Annotated in this window: 16 protein-coding genes, 1 other RNA gene and 1 pseudogene; 10 read left to right on the top strand and 8 right to left on the bottom strand. The window is 65.2% G+C overall.

The features are described from left to right. Positions 1-132 precede the first annotated feature (132 nt). Both PSAL_RS11960 and PSAL_RS11955 read left to right on the top strand, forming a co-directional pair. Entirely contained in the window at positions 133-837 is a 705-nt protein-coding gene (locus PSAL_RS11960) for a COQ9 family protein (RefSeq protein WP_119838463.1), read from the top strand. A 43-nt stretch (positions 838-880) separates the two neighbouring features. After that, entirely contained in the window at positions 881-1,855 is a 975-nt protein-coding gene (locus PSAL_RS11955; RefSeq protein WP_119838462.1) for an NAD(P)H-quinone oxidoreductase, read from the top strand. Here the strand turns inward: PSAL_RS11955 and PSAL_RS11950 are convergent. Continuing rightward, positions 1,852-2,484: a ribonuclease T2 family protein gene (locus tag PSAL_RS11950; protein ID WP_119838461.1), complete on the bottom strand. Its 633-nt coding sequence runs from the start codon at positions 2,482-2,484 to the stop codon at positions 1,852-1,854. The genes PSAL_RS11955 and PSAL_RS11950 overlap by 4 nt on opposite strands. 140 nt (positions 2,485-2,624) lie before the next feature. Between PSAL_RS11950 and PSAL_RS11945 the strand changes: the two genes are divergently transcribed. The 3 genes from PSAL_RS11945 (at position 2,625) to PSAL_RS11935 (ending at position 6,731) form a co-directional block, all read left to right on the top strand. Beyond that, a complete protein-coding gene (locus tag PSAL_RS11945; protein WP_119838460.1) occupies positions 2,625-3,380 on the top strand; it encodes a DUF1013 domain-containing protein in 756 nt (251 codons plus the stop codon). Between the two features lie 159 nt (positions 3,381-3,539). Further along, positions 3,540-4,682, top strand: a complete 1,143-nt coding sequence (locus tag PSAL_RS11940) for an NAD(P)/FAD-dependent oxidoreductase (protein WP_119838459.1) — start codon at positions 3,540-3,542, stop codon at positions 4,680-4,682. Positions 4,683-4,874: 192 nt separating this feature from the next. Then, entirely contained in the window at positions 4,875-6,731 is a 1,857-nt protein-coding gene (locus PSAL_RS11935; protein WP_119838458.1) for a PhoX family protein, read from the top strand. Between the two features lie 77 nt (positions 6,732-6,808). On the opposite strand, the gene recR is transcribed toward PSAL_RS11935, so the two are convergent. The 3 genes and pseudogenes from recR to PSAL_RS11920 all read right to left on the bottom strand — a co-directional run bounded on the left by recR (position 6,809) and on the right by PSAL_RS11920 (position 9,704). Then, positions 6,809-7,402 (bottom strand): recombination mediator RecR, encoded by a 594-nt coding sequence (gene recR, locus PSAL_RS11930; RefSeq protein WP_119838457.1) that lies wholly within the window; start codon positions 7,400-7,402, stop codon positions 6,809-6,811. 4 nt (positions 7,403-7,406) lie between these two features. Further along, positions 7,407-7,751 (bottom strand): YbaB/EbfC family nucleoid-associated protein, encoded by a 345-nt coding sequence (locus tag PSAL_RS11925; RefSeq protein ID WP_119838456.1) that lies wholly within the window; start codon positions 7,749-7,751, stop codon positions 7,407-7,409. 101 nt (positions 7,752-7,852) lie between these two features. After that, positions 7,853-9,704: pseudogene (locus PSAL_RS11920) on the bottom strand (DNA polymerase III subunit gamma/tau). Between the two features lie 241 nt (positions 9,705-9,945). Here PSAL_RS11920 and ypfJ point away from each other — a divergent pair. Beyond that, positions 9,946-10,806: a KPN_02809 family neutral zinc metallopeptidase gene (gene ypfJ / locus PSAL_RS11915; protein WP_119838604.1), complete on the top strand. Its 861-nt coding sequence runs from the start codon at positions 9,946-9,948 to the stop codon at positions 10,804-10,806. 18 nt (positions 10,807-10,824) lie between these two features. On the opposite strand, the gene rsgA is transcribed toward ypfJ, so the two are convergent. The 3 genes from rsgA to PSAL_RS11900 all read right to left on the bottom strand — a co-directional run bounded on the left by rsgA (position 10,825) and on the right by PSAL_RS11900 (position 14,321). Next, positions 10,825-11,856, bottom strand: a complete 1,032-nt coding sequence (gene rsgA / locus PSAL_RS11910) for a ribosome small subunit-dependent GTPase A (protein WP_119838603.1) — start codon at positions 11,854-11,856, stop codon at positions 10,825-10,827. Between the two features lie 250 nt (positions 11,857-12,106). After that, positions 12,107-12,203: signal recognition particle sRNA small type (gene ffs / locus PSAL_RS11905), an RNA gene on the bottom strand. 144 nt (positions 12,204-12,347) lie between these two features. After that, on the bottom strand, positions 12,348-14,321 hold the full coding sequence (locus PSAL_RS11900) for a bifunctional 2',3'-cyclic-nucleotide 2'-phosphodiesterase/3'-nucleotidase (RefSeq protein WP_119838602.1): 1,974 nt from the start codon (positions 14,319-14,321) through the stop codon (positions 12,348-12,350). A 287-nt stretch (positions 14,322-14,608) separates the two neighbouring features. Here PSAL_RS11900 and nudC point away from each other — a divergent pair, with 287 nt between their 5' ends. Together nudC and PSAL_RS11890 are read left to right on the top strand one after the other, a co-directional pair. Then, positions 14,609-15,526, top strand: coding sequence for an NAD(+) diphosphatase (nudC, locus tag PSAL_RS11895; RefSeq protein WP_231388503.1), 918 nt, complete (start codon positions 14,609-14,611; stop codon positions 15,524-15,526). 50 nt (positions 15,527-15,576) lie between these two features. Beyond that, complete coding sequence (locus PSAL_RS11890; RefSeq protein WP_119838600.1) at positions 15,577-16,047, top strand: SRPBCC family protein; 471 nt, start codon at positions 15,577-15,579, stop codon at positions 16,045-16,047. Positions 16,048-16,096: 49 nt separating this feature from the next. Here the strand turns inward: PSAL_RS11890 and PSAL_RS11885 are convergent, their stop codons facing one another. Then, on the bottom strand, positions 16,097-16,930 hold the full coding sequence (locus PSAL_RS11885) for a prephenate dehydratase (protein WP_119838599.1): 834 nt from the start codon (positions 16,928-16,930) through the stop codon (positions 16,097-16,099). A gap of 142 nt (positions 16,931-17,072) precedes the next feature. On the opposite strand from PSAL_RS11885, the gene PSAL_RS11880 reads away from it, so the two are divergent. Continuing rightward, positions 17,073-17,600, top strand: a complete 528-nt coding sequence (locus PSAL_RS11880; protein WP_119838610.1) for a c-type cytochrome — start codon at positions 17,073-17,075, stop codon at positions 17,598-17,600. Between the two features lie 310 nt (positions 17,601-17,910). Continuing rightward, positions 17,911-19,893, top strand: a complete 1,983-nt coding sequence (locus PSAL_RS11875; RefSeq protein WP_231388502.1) for an extracellular solute-binding protein — start codon at positions 17,911-17,913, stop codon at positions 19,891-19,893.

Genomic DNA, 19,893 nt, shown 5'->3' with positions numbered 1-19,893 from the left:
TTCCTAGTTTGAGTTGCATGAAATTGCAGGAGCTGGCCCTATAGCAAGGTTGGCCCTACATGTCCAGTATAGCCGGCTGCCTCTGCGGCCGGATCAGGGTGCGATAGCCGCCCGTTTCAGAAGGAGCGCAATATGATTGATAGCGACCCAAATGTTCAGCCCGAGGCGGGCCGGACCAGCGATGCCGAACGACTGCTGGACGCCGCCCTGACCCATGTCCCCTTTGATGGCTGGAGCGAGGCCACCCTGCGCGCTGCTGCGCGGGATGCGGATGTGTCGCCCGATCTCGCGCGGGCGCTTTACCCCCGTGGTGCGGTGGATCTGGCGCTGGCCTATCACCGCCGGGGCGACGCGGAAATGGTCCGTCAGCTTGAGGCAGAGGACCTGTCCGACCTGCGCTACAGCGAAAAGGTCGCTCGCGTGATCGAGATCCGCCTTGCCATTGCCGATCGGGAACTGGTCCGTCGGGGGGCTGCGCTGTTTGCGCTGCCGCTTCATACGGCCGATGGCGCGAGGGCGGTCTGGGACAGTGCCGATGCGATCTGGACGGCCCTTGGCGATACCTCGGATGACGTGAACTGGTACACCAAGCGGATGATGTTGTCGGGGGTCTATTCCTCCTGCGTGTTGTTCTGGCTCGGGGATGATTCGCTGGACAGTCAGGCCACACGGGATTTCATCGCCCGCCGCATCGCAAATGTGATGCAGGTCGAAAAGACCAAGTCGCGGATTGCGGCCAGCCCGCTGGGTCAGGCGCTTGGCCGCGGGCCGTTGGCGCTGCTGTCGCGAATCCGCCGCCCCGGATCGGCCAGCGATCTGCCGGGCCATACCGGCTGAATCGTCCCGTCCCGCAGCCGCCAAAATCCCGAAGGAGCCCTTCATGCGTGCCATGGAAATCTCGCGCCCCGGTGGTCCCGAGGTCCTGACCCCGACCGACCGCCCCCTGCCGCAGCCCGGTCCGGGCGAAGTCCGCATCCGTATCGCCTATGCGGGCGTCAACCGCCCCGACGCGCTGCAAAGGGCAGGGGCCTATGACCCGCCCCCCGGCGCCAGCGATCTGCCGGGGCTCGAAGCCTCGGGCGAGATCACCGCCCTTGGGCAAGGTGTTCCCGCCGAGGCGCTTGGCCAACGCGTTTGCGCCTTGCTCCCCGGTGGCGGCTACGCCGAAGAGGTCACGACGCCCCATGCCCATTGTCTGCCGGTCCCGGAGGGCATGGACATGCGCAGTGCCGCCTGCCTGCCCGAGACCTATTTCACCGTCTGGTCCAATGTCTTCCGCCGCGCTGCCCTGCAGGGCGGCGAGGTCCTTCTTGTACATGGCGGCTCCTCTGGCATCGGTTCGACAGCGATCCAGCTGGCCACGGCCTTCGGCGCGCGGGTTTTCACCACGGCCGGGACGCCCGACAAATGCGCCTTCTGCGAAAGCTTGGGCGCCGAGCGGGCGATCAACTACCGCTCCGAGGATTTCGTCGAGGTGCTGAAATCCGCAGGCGGCGCCGATGTGGTGCTGGACATGGTGGGCGGCGATTACATCCCGCGCAACATCCGCCTGCTGAAACCCGACGGGCGGCTGGTGATGATCGCCTTCCTCGGTGGCCCCAAGGCCGAGGTCAACTTTGCCCAGGTGATGATGAAGCGGCTGACGGTCACGGGATCGACCCTGCGGGCGCAGTCCGACCAGGCCAAGGCCGAGATCGCCGAGGACCTGCGCACCCATGTTTGGCCGCTGCTGTCGGCGGGGCGCTGCCTGCCGGTGATCGACAATGAATTCCCGCTGGAAGAGGTCGGCGCGGCCCATACCCGCATGGAAAGTTCCGGCCACATGGGCAAGATCGTGCTGAAGGTCGGGGGCTAGTCCTGCACGTCCCAGGTCACCGCCCCGCCCCCGCAGGAGCTGCGCAGATCCGCGCCGCAGGGGCGGGGGGACAGGTCGTCGCGGTCAAGGCAGATGCGTACCTCGCGCAGGCGCCCGTCTTCGCAACGCAGCACGTAGCCGTCCGACGGGATCGCGGGGTTCAGTGCCTCCAGTGCGGCGCCGATCCGCGCGGGGCGCAGGCGCAGGTCCTCGGTCGCCTCCTCTGGGAAGGCGGGCAGGCGGATCGCCTCGAAGGCCTTGCGGGACAGGTCGAAATAGGCGCGCGCGCTCAGCCCGCTGCAGGTGCCGTGGGTCCGCCATTCGTGAAAGGCCAGCCCGGCCGTGCCCATGATGTCCGCCATCTCGGCGGTCTGGCGGCGCGAGGGCGCGGCGACGGTGCTGGGGCAGTCGCGGGGGTAGCCCCGTTCGTACTGCGGCCAGAGCCCGTGCAGGATCCAGGCGTAGTCCGCGCCGGGCGCGCATTGCTCGGACTCTCCGCCGGTTGCCTCGCAATACCCCGGTGACCAGCTGAAGGCGGCAAGGTAGTAGTCGAACTGCCCGGGCCGGTCCTGCGCGCGCAGCGGCAGGGCGAAAAGGCTCAGGATCAGGCAGGCAAGGAGCTTTGGCATTCGTCTCTTCCATTTTCGGCACGACTTGACTATATAGCGCTCAAGTTCCCCGACAACGGTAGCCTGCATCGCCCCGCCGATGCCGCCTCGGCCCCCCGGCCAGGCAGCGGGAAAGATATGACGTTCAGGAGTTGAGAGACATGACCGGCAAACCACTGATGGCCAAGGCCACCGCCGTCTGGCTGGTGGATAACACGACAATCACCTTCAAGCAGATCGCCGATTTCACCGGCATGCACGAACTGGAAGTCCAGGGCATCGCCGATGGCGACGTGGCTGCCGGCGTGAAGGGTTTCGACCCCGTGGCCAACAACCAGCTGACGCAAGGCGACATCGAAAAGGCCGAAGCCGATGCGTTCCACCGGCTGGCGTTGAAATTCAACCCCTCTGCCGTGGGCGAGGAAAAGCGTCGTGGCCCGCGCTACACCCCGCTGTCCAAGCGTCAGGACCGTCCCAACGCGATCCTCTGGCTGGTCAAGTTCCACCCTGAACTGACCGACGGCCAGATCGCCAAGCTGGTCGGCACCACCAAGCCGACGATCCAGTCGATCCGCGAACGGACCCACTGGAACATCTCGAACATGCAGCCCATCGACCCCGTGGCTCTTGGCCTGTGCAAGCAGAGCGAGCTTGATTCGGCCGTGCAGAAAGCCGCCGCCAAGAAGGCCGCCGATGGCACCGCGATGACCGACGACGAACGTCGCAAGCTTCTGTCGACCAACCAGAGCCTGTCGATGGACACCGAGCCGCGCATTCCCACGGCCATCGAAGGGCTGGAAACCTTCTCGCTGTCCGAGGACGACGAGGAAGAAGAAGACAACAAGTCCACGCTGGTCGATGCGGACAGCTTCTTCAATCTGCCCAACGACGCGCCGGAAGACGACGAAGATGATTGATCCGGGTCGCCGCTGCCCGGATCCGGGCGCAGCAGACATCAGTGAAGGCCCGGAGGTATCCCCTCCGGGCCTTTTGCATGTGGCGCAGGGGCTCTTGCCTTCCGCTTGCCGGGGCGCGACCGTGGCGGCAACCTCGGGAACGCAAGACAGGACTGCCCCATGCATATCGCCGTGATCGGTGCCGGAATGATCGGGGCCGCCGCTGCCCGCCACCTCGCCCTGGCGGGCCATCGCGTCACGCTGGTCGGGGCGGCGGAACCCGCTGACCGCATCGCCCATGACGGGCCATTCGCCAGCCATTACGACAGTGGCCGCATCACCCGGCAGATGGACCCCAGCCCGTTCTGGAGCCGCGCTTCGCGCGCCTCCATCGCGCGTTATCGCGGGCTCGAGGCCGAGACCGGCGTGCCGTTCTTCAGCGAAGTCGGGTCCCTGATGACCGCCCCCGGCGAACATCCCGATACCGCCAGGTGCCGGGCGGTGCTGACCCGCGACGCGCTGCCCTGTTCCGTTCTGGACACGGCCGAGATGGGCGCCCGCTTTCCTGCCTATGCCTGCCCCGAGGGGTTCACCGGCTTTCATGAGCCGAGCCTTGCCGGCATGATCGACCCGCGCGAAATGGTGCGCGCCCAGATCATTGCCGCCCGGTCCCATGGGGCGACCCTGATCCGCGACGTGGTGATAGGCGTGGATGAGACCGCGCAGGCCACGCGGATCGCCCTGCGCGACGGCGCCCCGTTTGAAGCCGACCGCGCCCTGATCGCCACGGGGGGTTTTACCCGCGCCCTGACGGGTGCCGCGCTGCCTCTGACCACTATGGGCCGCACCGTGGTCCTGTTCGAGGTGACCGAGGCCGAGGTCGCGCGCCTTGGCCCTTTGCCCACCCTCATCAGCCTCTGGCGCGGGGGAGAGGACTTTTACCTGCTGCCGCCGCTGCGCTACCCCGATGGCAGGCTGTACGTGAAGCTGGGCGGGGATCCGGCGGATATGCCTTTGGAAGTCGCGGATATGACCGAATGGTTCCGTTCAGACGGGGACGCGGGGGTGGCACGCTATCTGAAGGGGCTGATGGCGCAGATCATGCCCGGTCTGAATGTCACTGCGACCAGAACCCTGCCCTGCGTGACCACCTACATGCCCAGTGATCTTCCGGCCATCGGGGCGCTGTCGGACCGGGTCTTTACCGCTGTCGCAGGCTGTGGCCGGGGGGCGAAGAATTCAGACGAACTGGGCCGCCTTGCCGGGCTTCTGGTCAGCGGAAAGGCGCTGCCCGATTGGGCGGCGGGGCCGCTTGGGTTGTGATGTTATTTTTTCAAGACTCTGAAATGTATCGCAAATAACTGATCCCCGGAAATTTGAACCCAATGCCCCTTCTGGCCCGTCACCAAAGTGTCGCCACTGCGTCACCGGGTTGTCAGCGGATCATGCGAGGCAGGCTGGCACAGGCCGCCATGGATGGCGGCGGCATCCAGCAGATAGCCAGGGGTCACGGACATGGACATCAAGAAGACAGTCAACCTGTCGTGGGACGCATTCGACGAGCTCCGCTCGCCGCGTCCCGAAACCAATGATTTCGACAAGGTGGTCGAACGCGCGATCTCGCGGCGCGGGTTCCTTGGCGGGGCGCTGGCCATCGGGTCGGGCGCCGCTGTCTTCGGCAGCAGCCTGTTCCCGGCCGCTGCGCGCGCCCAGACCGGCGCCTTTGCCTTTACCCCCATCGACATCGGCACCGGCTTCGACATCGGCCTGCCCGAAGGCTACCAGTGGAAACCGCTGGTCCGCTGGGGCGATGCGCTCTGGTCCGAAGCCCTCGACAGCTATTCCCCGGAAACCGGCGTGCCGGTCGCCATGTCCGACAAGGTCTTTGGTGAAAACACCGACGGGATGGAGCTTTTCGAGGTCGATGGCCATGTCCTGCTGGCGATCAACTCCGAATACGTGAACCCCGGCATCAACCTGCCCGAAGCCTCCGAAGGGGTGCCGGCCAGCGCGGAAGAAGTCACGCTGCTGAAGAACCTGCAGGGTGTCACCGTGGTCGAGATCGCGGATAGCGGCAATGGGTTCGAAGTCGTGGTCGACAGCCCCTACAACCGCCGCATCACCCATGAGACCCCAATGACCATGGACGGCCCCGTGGCCGGCAGCGAGCTGGTGCGCACCAATGCCGATCCCGATGGCATGTCGCCCGTCGGCACGATGAACAACTGCGGTTCGGGCCTGACACTCTGGGGCACCTATCTGACCTGCGAAGAGAACTTCAACGGCTACTTCGGCGCCACCGGCGATTATACCGAAACCGAAGGTTTTGCGCGCTACGGCATCGCCGCCGAGGGGCGCTATGCCTATGAAACCTTTGACGCGCGCTTCGATCTCTCGAAGGAGCCCTTCGAGCCGAACCGCCATGGCTGGGTGACCGAGATCGACCCCGCCGATCCCGAAAGCATGCCGGTCAAGCATTCCGCCCTTGGTCGCTTCAAGCATGAGAACGCCGCGATGGTGCAGGCCGCCGATGGCCGGGTCGTCGTCTACATGGGCGATGATGAACGCGGCGAATTCATGTATCGCTACGTCTCGAACGGCATCTACAGCGAAGGTGGTGCGACGGACGGCCTGCTGTCGGATGGCACGCTTTACGTCGCCAGGTTCAATGACGACATGACCGGCGAATGGCTGGCCCTGACGCCCGAGACCACCGGCATGGATATGGCGGAAATGCTGGTCTTTGCGCGGATCGCGGGCTCCAAGGTCGGTGCGACTTCGATGGACCGTCCGGAATGGATCGCCGCCCATCCAAACAAGGCCGAGGCCTATTGCGCCCTGACCAACAACTCCAGGCGGGGCGGCGAAGACATGCCGGTCAATGCCGCCAACCCGCGTCCGGCCAATGACTTCGGCCAGATCGTGCGCTGGCGTCCCGAGGGCGGCGACCATGGGGCCGATGCCTTCGACTGGGATCTCTACGTGATGGCCGGCAACCCGGAGGTCTTTGACGACGCGATGGCCGGATCCGAAAACGTGACCCCCGGCAACATGTTCAATTCGCCCGACGGGATGATCTTTTCCACCGATGGGATGCTCTGGATCCAGACCGATGGCGATGACAGCAACGAAGGTGATTTTGCCGGGCAGGGCAACAACCAGATGCTGGTCGGCAATCCCGAAACGGGAGAGATCGCGCGTTTCCTCACCGCCCCCAATGGCGCCGAGGTGACGGGCCTGACCTGGTCGCCGGATCGCAAGGTGGCCTTCGTCGGCATCCAGCACCCCGGCGGCCAATGGCCCGATGGCGCTGGCAAGCCGCGGTCGTCGGTGATTGCAGTCTGGCGGGACGACGGCGCCACGATCGGCTGATCCGGGTCAGGATCTTCGGGCGAAACAAGCGGGCGGGCGGTGTCGGAAAGGGCGCCGCCCGCGGGTGTCAGCGGACTTCAGATGTCCTTGCGGGCGCGCAGCGCGGCAGAGATCGTCCCGTCGTCGAGGTAATCAAGCTCGCCCCCGATGGGCACGCCCTGCGCGAGCGACGTCATGCGCACCTTGCCCTCAAGCTGGTCGGCGATGTAATGCGCGGTGGTCTGGCCATCGACAGTGGCGTTCAGCGCCAGGATGACCTCGCGCACCGATTCATCGGCAACCCGTTGCACCAGCTTGGGGATTTTCAGGTCTTCCGGGCCGATGGAATCCAGTGCGCTCAGGGTGCCGCCCAGCACGTGGTAGCGCCCGCGAAAGGACCCGCCACGCTCCATCGCCCACAGATCGGCGACGTCCTCGACCACGCAGATCTCGGGTCCGGCCCGTTTCGGGCTGATGCAGATGTCGCAAAGCGGGGAAGAGGCAAGGTTGCCGCAGGTTTCGCATTCGCGCACCGAAACGCCGACCTGGTGCATCAGGTCGGCAAGCGGCAGCAGCAACAGGTCACGCTTGCGGACAAGTTGCAGCACGGCCCGCCGGGCCGAGCGTGGCCCCAGCCCCGGCAGCCGCGCCATCATCTCGATCAGAGACTCGATGTCCTTGTTGCTGCTCACCGGGTCAGAACGGCATCTTGAAGCCTTCGGGCAGGCCAAGCCCCTCTGTCAGCTTGCCCATTTCCTCTTGCGAGCGTTCGGCGGCCTTGGCCTGAGCGTCCTTGATGGCGGCCAGGATCAGGTCCTCGACGACTTCCTTGTCATCGGCGGAAAAGATCGACGGGTCGATATCCAGGCTTTTCAGGTCGCCCTTGGCGCTTGCGACGGCCTTGACCAGGCCGGCGCCGCTTTCGCCGGTGACGGTGATGTCGTGCAGGTCGTCCTGCAACTGGCCCATCTTGTCCTGCATTTCCTTGGCCGTCTTCATCATCTTGGCCATGTCGCCCATCTGGCCCAAACCCTTGAACATCCGTTTATCTCCTTGTCTGCGGGCCGCCCTGCGTCGCGCGTCGGGGGCCGGTCATGCGCTTCTGACTGTCATATCGCCATGCGGGGGCCAAGCTGCAAGGCTCAGTCGTCCTCGAAGGGGTCCCATTCGTCCTCGACCTCGGGCAGAGCCTCGGCCTGGGCTTCGGCGCTGATGTCCTGCTGGCTGCGGATGCCGGTGATCTCGGCCTTGGGAAAGGCGGCTTTCAGCGCCTGCACCATGGGGTGTTCCTCAGCTTCGGCGCGCAGGGCACGGTCCTTGGCGTCGCGCTTTTCGACAATGGTTTCAGCGCCTTCGGCATTGCCGAGGATGATTGCCCACTTGTTGCCGGTCCACATTTCCAACCGGTCGCGCAGACGCTGGACAAGATTGCCAGGTGCATTGGCGGCCAGGGCGAATTCGATGACGCCGGGGCGGTAGGCGATCAGGCGCACGCCGGCTTCGACCTCGACCAGCAGCTTGACGTCGCGGTTGGCGCGGATCAGTTCGACCACGTGATCGAAGGTCGGGTAATGGGCCAGCGCCTGTTCGGTCTCGGGCGCCAGGGCCCGGCTGGTCGCCGCGCCGCTGCCCTGACCGCCTGAGCGGCCCCCCGATTGCATGCGCGGGGCCTGGGCCGAAGGTGCCCCCGGCCGCCCGCACCGGCCGAGCGTAAGCCGAGGCCCCCCGCCCGCCGCAGGCGCGCCCGTGCCCTGCACGGGTCCGGAGCCACCACCCGCCATTTCCACCGCCGCCACCGTTCGGGCCGTCGGGGGGGCGGGGGGTATCCTTCAGCTTGCGCAGCAGGTCTTCGGGGCTGGGCAGTTCGGCGACATGGGTCAGTCGGATCACCGCCATCTCGGCGGCCATCATCGCATTGGGCGCGACCGAGACTTCCTCGAGCGCCTTCAGCAGCATCTGCCACATCCGTGTCATGGCCCGCATGGGCAGGCGTTCGGCCAGCGAGACCCCGCGCGCGCGTTCGTCCGGGCCGATGGTCGGGTCCTCGGCAGCGTCGGGCGTGATCTTGACCACGCTAACCCAATGGGTGATCTCCGCCAGGTCGCGCAGCACCGCCAGCGGATCGGCCCCGCCGGCATATTGGGCGGACAGTTCGGTCAGGGCGGCGGCGGCGTCGCCGCGCATGATCATCTCGTAAAGGTCCAGCACCCGGCCCCGGTCGGCCAGTCCCAGCATCGCGCGCACCTGATCGGCGCTGGTTTCCCCCGCGCCATGGCTGATCGCCTGATCGAGCAGCGAAGTCGCGTCGCGGGCCGAGCCTTCGGCGGCACGGGTGATCAGGGCCAGCGCCTCGTCGGTGATCTCGGCGGTTTCGCTGTTGGCGATGCGGCGCAGCAGGCCGATCATGTCCTCGGGTTCGATGCGGCGCAGGTCGAAGCGCTGGCAGCGCGACAGCACCGTCACCGGGACCTTGCGGATCTCGGTCGTGGCAAGAATGAATTTCGTGTGGGCGGGCGGTTCCTCGAGCGTCTTCAGCAGGGCGTTGAAGGCGCCCGTGGACAGCATGTGGACCTCATCGATGATGAAGATCTTGTAGCGGCCTTCCGCGGGCCGCGTGTTGGCCATCTGGTTGAGTTCGCGGATGTTATCGACCCCGGTCGAGGAGGCCGCGTCGAGTTCCAGCACGTCCATGAAGCTGCCGGACATGATCTTGCGGCAGGGGTCGCATTTGCCGCAGGGGTCGGTCGTCGGGCCGCCATTCCCATCCGGGCCGACGCAGTTCATGCCCTTGGCGATGATCCGCGCCGTGGTGGTCTTACCCGTGCCCCGGATGCCGGTCATGATGAAAGCCTGGGCGATGCGGTCGGCAGCGAAGGCGTTCTTCAGGGTGCGCACCATGGCCTCCTGGCCGACAAGATCGGCAAAGGTCTCGGGCCGGTATTTCCGGGCCAGGACCTGATAGGGGTCTTTCCGGGGGCTGTCGCTGTCGGTCATGTCGGCGGGCAGTCCTTTGGTTGAGCGGGCGCGGGGGCCTCGGATTCGGTGCGGGGTCGCGCAAGAGTAAACGCGGGCAAGAGGGGCGTCCACCGCCGAACCCCGCCCGAGCCTGTCGGGCGCGGACTTCCTTCGCAGGTGGAACCCCGGTCGCGGAATGGTGTTAGTTTGTGAAGCAGGGTCCGGCGCTGGCCGGTCGAAATCGTGCGGCGACCTCGTGCGACACAACGGAGAAGAGCGGATGCGGTTAAAAGGGCGGCGGGCAAGCCGGAACATTGATGATCGACGGGCGCAGGGCGGCAGGGGACGCGGGAGCGTCGGCGGGATCGGTGGCCTCGGGATCGGTGGCGTGCTGCTGGTCCTTGCCATAGGCTGGTTTGCAGGTGTCGACGTGACGCCGTTGCTGACCGGGGACCAGGGGAGCTATTCAAGCGACGGCACTACGCGTGAACTGAGTGCAGAAGAAGAAACCGCAGGGCAATTCGCCGCCCAGGTTCTGGCCACGACCGAGGATGTCTGGGCGGAGGTCCTGCCCCGGCAGGTCGGTATCGACTACGAGCTTCCGGTGATGGTGCTGTTCTCGGGGGTGACCAACAGCGGTTGCGGCGGGGCGTCGCAGGCAACCGGACCTTTCTACTGCCCGCTCGACAACAGGGTGTACCTCGACACGGATTTCTTCGCGACGCTGGAGCGTGAACTGGGTGCAGAGGGCGATTTCGCCGCCGCCTATGTGGTCGGCCACGAAGTCGGGCATCACGTGCAAAATCAGCTTGGCATCCTCGGCAAGGCGAACCGGGTGCGCAGCGAGGCCAGCGAGAGCGAGGCCAACGCGATGTCGGTGCGGATCGAATTGCAGGCAGATTGCTTTGCCGGCGTCTGGGCCTCTTACGTGGATGGCTTGCTGGAGCCCGGCGACGTGCAGGAGGCCGTGAATGCCGCTCGGATGATCGGCGATGATCGCCTGCAGGAACAGGCAGGTCGGGTGCCGCAGCCGCACAGTTTCACCCATGGCACTTCGGAACAGCGGGCCAACTGGTTCACCACGGGTTACCGCAGCGGTGAGCTTGGGGATTGCGATACATTCAACGCCGCGCGGCTCTGACAGCTGCGCAGACGTCGGTCAGTCTTCGGACTGGCCGCGCTTCTGTCGCCCGCGCTTGCGCCCTGAATTGTACATCTTTTCGCGTTTCTTCGCGAGATCCCGTGCGGCCGAGGTGCTGGCCTGGCTATGGGCCTCTTCGGCCTGCAGCTTGCGCCAGCGGTCCAGCCGCGCCGGGTCGATCTGTCCGGCGGCGACCGCGCCCAGGATGGCGCAGCCGGGTTCCGAGACATGGGCGCAATCGGAAAAGCGGCAGGTGCCAAGCAGGTCCCCGATATCTGAAAACACCGCATCGATGCCTTCGGAGGTGCCCGACATGCCCAGTTCGCGCATGCCGGGCGTGTCGATCAGCCAACCGCCAGTGATGGTGGGGCGAAGGGCGCGGGCGGTGGTCGTATGGCGGCCCTTTGCGTCGTCTTCACGGATGCCGGCGGTGCGGTCGGCCTCTCCGGTCAGGGCATTGCGCAGGGTGGTCTTGCCGACGCCCGAGGAGCCGGTCAGCGCCAGGGTGCGGCCGGGACCGCACCAGGGCGCGAGGCGCAGGGCGTCTTCGGGGTCCTTGGCATTGAGTGTGATGGCGACCAGCAGAGGAGAGATCGCCTCGGTCTGGCGGCGGTAGCTGTCGGGGTCGTCGGCGAGGTCGGGCTTGGTCAGGATCACCAGCGGCAGGGCCTCGGCCGCCATGGCCATGGCGAGGTAGCGTTCGATCCGGGCCGGGTTGAAATCGGCATTGCAGCTGGTGACGATGCCGAGCGTGTCGACATTGGCTGCGATGATCTGCGGCAGCAGCGTATGCGGGGCCGCGCGCTGGATGACGCCGGTGGGGTCGAGGCTGCGGGTGATGCGGTCGTGATCATGCAGGATCCAGTCGCCGATGGCCAGCCCGGTGCGACCGGACAGCGGCAGCGACAGGTGTTCGGCACCCGCGCCGAGGGCGATGATGCGCGCGCGGTGGATATCGGTGATCCGGGCGGGAATGTCGGTGTTATCCGCCGCGATCTGATCGGCGAAATGATCGGACCAGCCAAGATCGGCAAGGGTATAGGAGGTCACGAGAGAGGTCCGGAACAGCCAGACACCGCCTGTCCCGTCGAAGGGGCGACGGGTGCGGTGGGGCGGACAGGCAGCGCGGTCAGCCGCGTGCTGCCCGGAGGGTCACTTGCACAGGCATTCGTGGTCCTCTCGTTCTGGTGCCCGCCTCCTGGGATTTTGGCGGGGCGGCTGCACCCGAGACCGGGCCTGGAAACCGTGCAGGCGGTCTGGGCCTGCGTCCGGTTCAGGCCCCATCGGGGCCATGTGTCGGGGTGAGAGGCTGGACAACGACCCAAGCGGGGCTCGTTACGGCTGCTTCCTTCCGGATCTGACCGGGTTGGCGAGGCGCTCGCCCGCGCCAACCTCTCACCGGGGGATATAGGCGAGCCGGGGCGGATTCGCAAGATGGGGCGGTCATGGAAAACCCGCCGGGGTCGAAGCCTCCGGCGGGGATATTTGGAACAGGGAAACCGGGGGCGCCATGGGCGGGGCCCCGGTTCCGGGTCGGGGGGTCAGAGAGAGATGCGGAAGAGCTTGAACCCCTCTTCGCCGTCGCCTGCCGGTTCGATGGTGACACCGGGGACGCTGTCGGCATATTGCGTTGCACCGGGGCCGGTTTCGAACAGGACGCTGGTGTCGGGGAGCGGGGCGAAAGTCCAGTTGCCGTCCGCCTTGGGGCTGATCGTGCCCTTGTCGACGATGTAACGCACAATGATGTCGCGGTTGGTGTCGGGCCCTTCGAAGATCACCGTGTCGCCGGTGCCGGGGAAGTTGCCGCCGCCCGAGGCGCGGTAGTTGTTGGTGGCGACGACGAAGGTCATGTCGTCGGTGACCGGGGCATCGCCGAACATCAGGTCGGTGATGCGGCTGTCGGTCGAGACCTCGTTCCCGTCGGCGTCGTAACGCGCAGGCTTGGAGAGGTCGATACGGTAGGTCACGCCATCCATCACGTCGTAATTGTAGGACGGGAAGGAGGGGTTCAGCAGCGGGGCATCGGTGGCGCCGGGCGTTACCTGGTTGAACATGCCGGCCGAACGATCGAGCCAGCCGCGCAGTTGCGCGCCGTCGATTTTCACCGCGCGGATGGTGTTGGGGTAAAGGTAGAGGTCGGCGACGTTCTTGATCGCGACCGGGCCGACGGGGACCTCGGTATAGTATTCCGCGCCACCACGGCCCCCGGCCTTGAAGGGTGCCCCGGCCGAGAGGATCGGCAGGCCTTCGTACTCCGTGCCCACCATCATCTGTTCGATGTACCATTTCTGTGCATCGGTCACGATCTGGATCGAGGGATCATCGGCCACCAGCGCAAAGTAGGAGTGCAGCGGCGTATCGGTTTCGCCTACCGCGCGGCGCACGTAGTCGAGCGTTTCATCGTGTTCCTGCTGTGCGGCTGCCAGCACCGGCGCGGCGCTTTCGACCAGCGGCGTGATGGAGCGGTCCTCTTCGCGCTGGTAGATCGGCCGGGTGCCTGCCTCATGCGCGAGGACGCGCCATGCGTTGCCGTCGCGTTCCAGCAGCAGGTCGATGGTGCCGAGGTGCGAGCCCCAGAAGCCCCCCATCACGGCGGGCTTGCCATGGATGGTGCCCGCGGCCACGTCGACGGCGGCGTAGTCGGCATAGGTGGGCGAGGGGAAGACCAGGTGCGAGTGCCCGGTCAGCAGGGCGTCGATGCCCTCGACCTCGGCCAGCGGGACCGAGGCGTTTTCCATCAGGTCCTCGTGGTTGGCCGACCCGATGCCCGAGTGCGACAGGGCGATGATGATGTCGCAGCCCTCTTCCTTCATCTGGGGCACCCAGGCCCTGGCGGTTTCCACGATGTCGCGGGTGGTGACCTTGCCCTCGAGGTGCTTGCGGTCCCAGTTCATGATCTGCGGCGGCACGAAGCCGATCAGGCCGACCTTGATCGGGTGGCTTGTGCCGTCACCGTCGGTGATCGTCTTTTCGAGGATCACGTAGGGTTTCAGCAGGGTGGTGTCGCCGGTGGGCGATCCGCCCATTTCCTTGACCACGTTGGCCGAGACGACGGGGAAGTTTGCGCCCGCCAGTGACTTCATCAGGAAGTCGAGGCCGTAGTTGAATTCGTGGTTGCCAAGCGTCGATCCGTCGTAGCCAAGCGTGTTCATCGCCGCGATCACCGGGTGCATGTCGCCTTCCTTCATGCCGCGCTCGTAGGCGATGTAGTCGCCCATCGGGTTGCCCTGCAGGAAGTCGCCGTTGTCGATCAACATGGAGTTCGTGGCCTCGGCGCGGATCGCGTCGATATGGGCCGCCGTGCGGGCAAGGCCGACCGTGTCGTCGGGTTTGTCGGCGTAGTAGTTGTAGGGGAAGACATGCACGTGCAGGTCGGTCGTTTCCAGGATGCGCAGGTGCGCTTGGGCGCCGGCGGCGCGGGCCGAGAAGGGGTGAAGGCTGAGCAAGGAGGCACCTGCGATGGAGCTGGCAAGGAAGCCGCGGCGAGAGAATTTCGAGGACGAGTTTTGCGACATGGGAGTCTCCATCTGTTTGCTGGGCCGCATTTTCCTGCTTCTTGATGACAGCGCGACTACAAAAATCGGGTGGCGTTACGTCAGTCGGTGGGCGGGTGGTGAAAATTTTCCGGACCAGCGGTGGCCTTGTCCAATTTCGATGCGGTGGCGGCGGGGCGTTGCACCCGGCGGGAAGAATGGTCAGTCTGTGCCGCAGGCAAAAGATAACAGGCGGGACCCATCATGACCAAGAGCTTTGCGACCGGGGGCTTGGGGGCGGGGACCTTGGGGGCGGATTTTCCTCTGACGTGACCTTCGGCGGCGCGTCGTCCTTCGAGCGGGCAGCGCATCTGCGCCCCGCTGCCGCTGCGCAGGCCGCCTTGCCGGGCGCGCGCACGATCCTGTTGTGGCGCGGGCTGGTGCTGATGCAGGGCGATGGACTGGCGCGGTTGGCGATGGACCATCCGGCGCTTGCCGAAAGCGGGGAGGGAGAGATTTTCCTTGGTCTGGGCGATGCAGGCCCGATCTTTGGCCGCGACATTTCAGGCTGGGAACCGGCGCCCGAGGCGGTCGGCGCAGACGGGGCGGCCCCGCAGCATCCCGCCTTCGGCACCGCCCGGTTGGCGGGCCTGCGTGAGGTGATGACCCGCCTGACACCGCAGGACGCAGAGCTTGTCACGACCGCGCGCGCCCTGTTTTGCTGGCATCAGAGCCATCGGTTCTGCGCCGCCTGCGGTATGGCTTCGGCCATTGCGGACGGGGGCTGGCAGCGCCAGTGCCCGGCTTGCGCGGCGCGGCATTTCCCGCGCACGGACCCGGTGGTCATCATGCTGATCACCCGGGGCGACAAGGTGCTGCTGGGGCGGTCGCCGCATTGGCCCGAGGGCATGTATTCCCTGCTGGCCGGCTTCGTCGAGCCGGGCGAAACGATCGAGGCCGCCGTGCGGCGCGAGGTCCTGGAGGAATCGGGTATCGCCGTCGGCCGCGTCGATTACGCCTGTTGCCAGCCCTGGCCATTCCCCAATTCGCTGATGTTCGGATGCACCGGCGAGGCCCTGTCCGAGACCATCACCATCGACCCGGTCGAGATCGCAGATGCGCTCTGGCTGTCGCGCGAAGATCTGGTCTCGGTCTTTGCGGGCGATCATCCGACCATCAACCCGCCGCGCGACGGGGCAATTGCAGCGCATCTTCTGCGCTATTGGCTTGCGGACCGCCCGCATTGACGCGATGCTTGCGTTAGGTAATCCCCAAAGAACGAGCCCCGCGTCACTTCATGAAAGTCGTTGCGAAAGAAGACATTGAGGCCCCGATCCAGAAGGTTTTTGCGGGCCTGACGGATTTTCGGACCTTCGAACGGTCAGCCATCCGTCGGGGAGCTGGGGTCAAACGCGTCGGCGACTTCGAGGTGGCGGGCGAGGGTGTTGCATGGGACGCGAATTTCACCATGCGCGGCAAACGCCGCGATATCCGTCTTCAGATCGAGCAATATGATGCGCCCGAGCATATCCGGCTGACGGTGCGGTCCGATGGCATGCACGGTCTGGTCAAGGTCGATCTGGTCGCCTTGTCGCCCAGCCGGACACGGCTGCGGGTCGAGACGGAGATCAAGCCGCAGACCCTGTCGGCGCGGCTGTTGCTGCAATCCCTGCGCTTGGCGCGGTCCAATGTGCAAACCCGGTTGCAGAAGCGCCTGTCCGATTTCGCCGCAACCATCGAAGGGCGCCCCGGCATCCGCCGCGCCTGAGCGCACCGGACGCACTGAGCGGGCAAGGGGGCAGCGCCGCCCCGCGTCTTCAGGCTCGTTTGGGATCCGCGGGATAGGTGCCCAGCACCTGAACGTGGGACGAGAAATACGCCAGCTCGTCCAGCGCCCGACCGACATTCGCGTCCTCGGGGTGGCCATCGATATCGGCATAGAACCGGGTCGCGGTAAAGCTGCCGCCAACCATGTAGCTTTCCAGCTTGGTCATGTTCACGCCATTGGTCGCGAAACCGCCCATGGCCTTGTAAAGCGCGGCCGGAATGTTGCGGACCTCGAAGATCAGCGTGGTCATCATCTCGGTCTCGCCGCGGCGCGTCATGTCGGGCTCCGACGACATGATCAGGAAGCGGGTGGTGTTGTTGCCCTCGTCCTCGATATGGCGGGCTAGAACGTCGAGGCCATAGACTTCGGCGGCCAGTTCGCTGGCCAGGGCGGCGCGGCTGCGGTCGGTCTGTTGCGAGATCAGCTGCGCCGATCCGGCGGTATCGGCGCCGGTGATCCGATGGATACCGTGTTCCCCGAGAAAGGCGCGGCATTGCCCCAGCAGCATGGAATGGGAGGTTGCCGAGGTGATGTCGGACAGTTGGGTGCCCGGCAGTGCCATAAGGTTGATATGGACCCGCACGAAGGCCTCTCCGATGATATGCAGACCGCTGGCTGGCAGCAGGTAGTGCATGTCCGCCACCCGTCCGAAGGTCGAATTTTCCACCGGAAGCATGGCCAGGGCCGCTTCGCCATCGCGCACGGCGGCTATCGCGTCCTCGAAGGTCCGGCAGGGCAGGGGCTCATGGTCGGGACGAGATTCGATGCAGGCCTGGTGGGAATAGGCCCCCAGCTCTCCCTGAAAGGCGATGCGGCGGGTCATTGCGCGTCAATCCATGTAATTCCAACTGAAATCTCCCGGTCGGGCGATTGGTCGCGGTAACTACACCTTGCGTTGAGGAAGGGGAAGCGGATAGATGAGCGCCGAAACACCTGCATCGGAACCATCGAGGGCGCGGCATTTCATGTTTGATACTATGACGATCACGAAGGTTGTGGGCGGCCTCTGCGGTACGCTGCTCGTGTTCCTTCTTGGCAACTGGGTTGCCGACCTGTTGTACGAAACCAGTGCAACCTCAGGTCATGGCGGCGAAGAAGCCGCCGTTCAGGGCTACCTGATCGAAACCGCCGATGACGGTGATGCGGGCCCTGCCGAAGAGGGTCCGAGCTTCGAGGAAGTTTTCGCGACGGCCGATGCCGGCGCCGGCGAACGCGTCTTCAACAAGTGCAAGGCCTGCCACAAGGTCGACGGCTCCAACGGGACCGGACCGCACCTCGACGGCGTCGTGAACCGTGCCGTCGACAGCGTCGATGGCTTCAATTATTCCGGCGCCCTGGAAGAGCATTTCGATGTCTGGAGCCCGGAAAATCTGAGCACCTTCCTGGCCAGCCCGAGATCTTCGGCGCCGGGCACCAAGATGACCTTCAACGGTCTGCCCAAGATCGAGGATCGCGCCAACGTGATCGCCTACCTCGAGTCCCTGCCGAACTGATCCCGACCGATCGGCCCCGAGGGGCCAGACTGGGCCAGATCGGGTAAGGCCGGCCATGGGACGGGGTAAACCAGGTCCTCACACCTGAGCGCCGATCCGCCACCTGAACCTCCAAGGGACCGTCACTTTTACAGGTGGCGGTCCTTTTGGTGAAAACAATACGCCGATCACAGGGCCTTCACGCAATCTCAACTTGAATACCGGCAAGAACGACCGATAGCCTGTCCGGAATGACGGGTTTGCCTTCGGGCGCGCCGAAGGGCCGCCCAGACCGCCCAAACCGTCCAGAAGGATAGTCGAGGAGCTATAGATGCAGCGTCCCAATTGTCGCGCCATGCGCGTTTCGTCCGATGTCAGAGAGATGCGAGCGGATGAGAAGGGACAGACCTGGCGCGTCGGTATGGCCGCCCTTGCGCTCGGGGTGCTGGCCCTGGGCCTTGCCGCCACAGACGCGCGGGGGCAGGATGCCGGTACGCCGGAAACCGCAGACGCCACCGCGTCGGATGGCACCATCGTCAAATCTTACGGCTATTCCTACTTCGGGGATCTCAAGTACCCTGAGGATTTCGCGCATTTCGACTATGTGAATCCTGATGCGCCCAAGGGCGGCGAGATCGCCATCCAGGCCTCCGGCACCTTCGATTCGATGAACCCCTTTACGGTCAAGGGGCGGGCCGGGGCGCTGGCCTCGACCATGTACGAAAGCCTGCTGACCGAGGCGGCGGATGATTACAACGGCTCCTACTGCCTGCTTTGCGAAAGCCTGGAATATGACGAGGGCAAGACCTGGGTCATTTTCCACCTGCGCAAGGATATCACCTTTTCGGACGGAACACCGTTGAAGGCCGCCGACGTGGTCTTCAGCCACGACCTGTTCATCGAACAGGGGCTGCCGTCCTATTCCGCCGGTGTCAGCGCGCGGGTGCTGGGCGCCGAGGCGCTGGATGACTACACGGTGAAATTCACCTTCGCGACCGGGATTTCCCGCCGTTCGCTGATCAGCCAGGTCGGCGGCACGCCCGTCTTCAGCAAGAAATGGTACGAGGACACTGGCGCGCGGCTCGACGAATCGCGGTTTGAAACCTCTCCCGGTTCGGGCCCCTACATGCTGGACGGCTACGACGTGAACCGGCGCATCACCTACAAGCGTAACCCCGACTATTGGGCCAGGGACCTGCCGGTCAGCATCGGGCGCTACAATTTCGACCAGATCCGCGTGGAATATTTCTCGGATGAATCCGCCGCTTTCGAGGGGTTCAAGGCTGGGGAATATACCTTCCGCATAGAAACCAACCCGCGCCAGTGGGCGACCAGCTATGATTTCCCCGGCGTGCAATCGGGCGCGATCAATGCTGTCGAACTGCCCGACGGGTTACCGCCCAGCAACCTTGGTTTCGTCTTCAACCTCGGCAAGGACAAATTCAAGGACAAGCGCGTCCGCGAGGCAATCGCGCTGGCCTACAACTTCGAATGGTCCAACGAGAGCCTGCAATTCGGGCTCTACAAGCATCGTGAAAGCTATTTCCAGGACACGCCGCTGCAGGCCGAAGGCCTGCCCGAAGGCGATGATCTGGTCTTCCTTGACGGTCTGGGCGACGTGGTGCCCGAGGCGCTGAAGACCGAGCCGCCCGTGGGGATCCATACCAGTTCAGCAGACCGCCTGAACGATCGGGGCAACCTGCGCAAGGCCGCCGCCCTGCTGGAAGAGGCCGGTTGGATCGTCGGTGACGACGGGCTGCGCCACGATGCGTCGGGCGAGGTCCTGTCCATCGACTTCCCGATCAACTCAGCCGCGGCCAGTTCTTTGGAGCCGGTGCTGGAGAACTACGCGATCAATCTCAAGACGCTGGGGATCCGGACCAATTTCGAAAAGATCGATCCCAGCCAATACACCACCCGGACCCGCGCGCGCGAATACGACATGGTCTATGACGGCTATCGCGCCATCCTCGGCACCGGCACCGGGCTGATGCAGATGTATGGCTCCAAGGAGGCCGAGTTCTCGGTCTTCAACCCAGCCGGCCTGGCCAGCCCGCTGGTCGATCAGATCATCGAAGCCTCGTTGCATACCGAAAATCAGGACATGCAGGACGCCTCCCTGCGTGGTCTCGACCGGGCGCTGCGCCATGAATTCCTGATGGTGCCGACGTGGTACAAGGCGGGCAGCTGGGTGGCCTATTACGACATGTTCGAACACCCCGAGATCCCGCCCTATGACCTCGGCTACCTCGATTTCTGGTGGTATAATGCGGATCGCGCGGCCGAGTTGAAGGCCAACGGCGCGCTGCGGTAA

The organism is Pseudooceanicola algae, from assembly GCF_003590145.2.
In the GTDB taxonomy this organism is placed as follows: domain Bacteria; phylum Pseudomonadota; class Alphaproteobacteria; order Rhodobacterales; family Rhodobacteraceae; genus Pseudooceanicola; species Pseudooceanicola algae.
The sequence above is the reverse complement of the archived record's forward strand: the minus strand, read 5'-3'. Positions and strand labels throughout refer to the sequence as shown.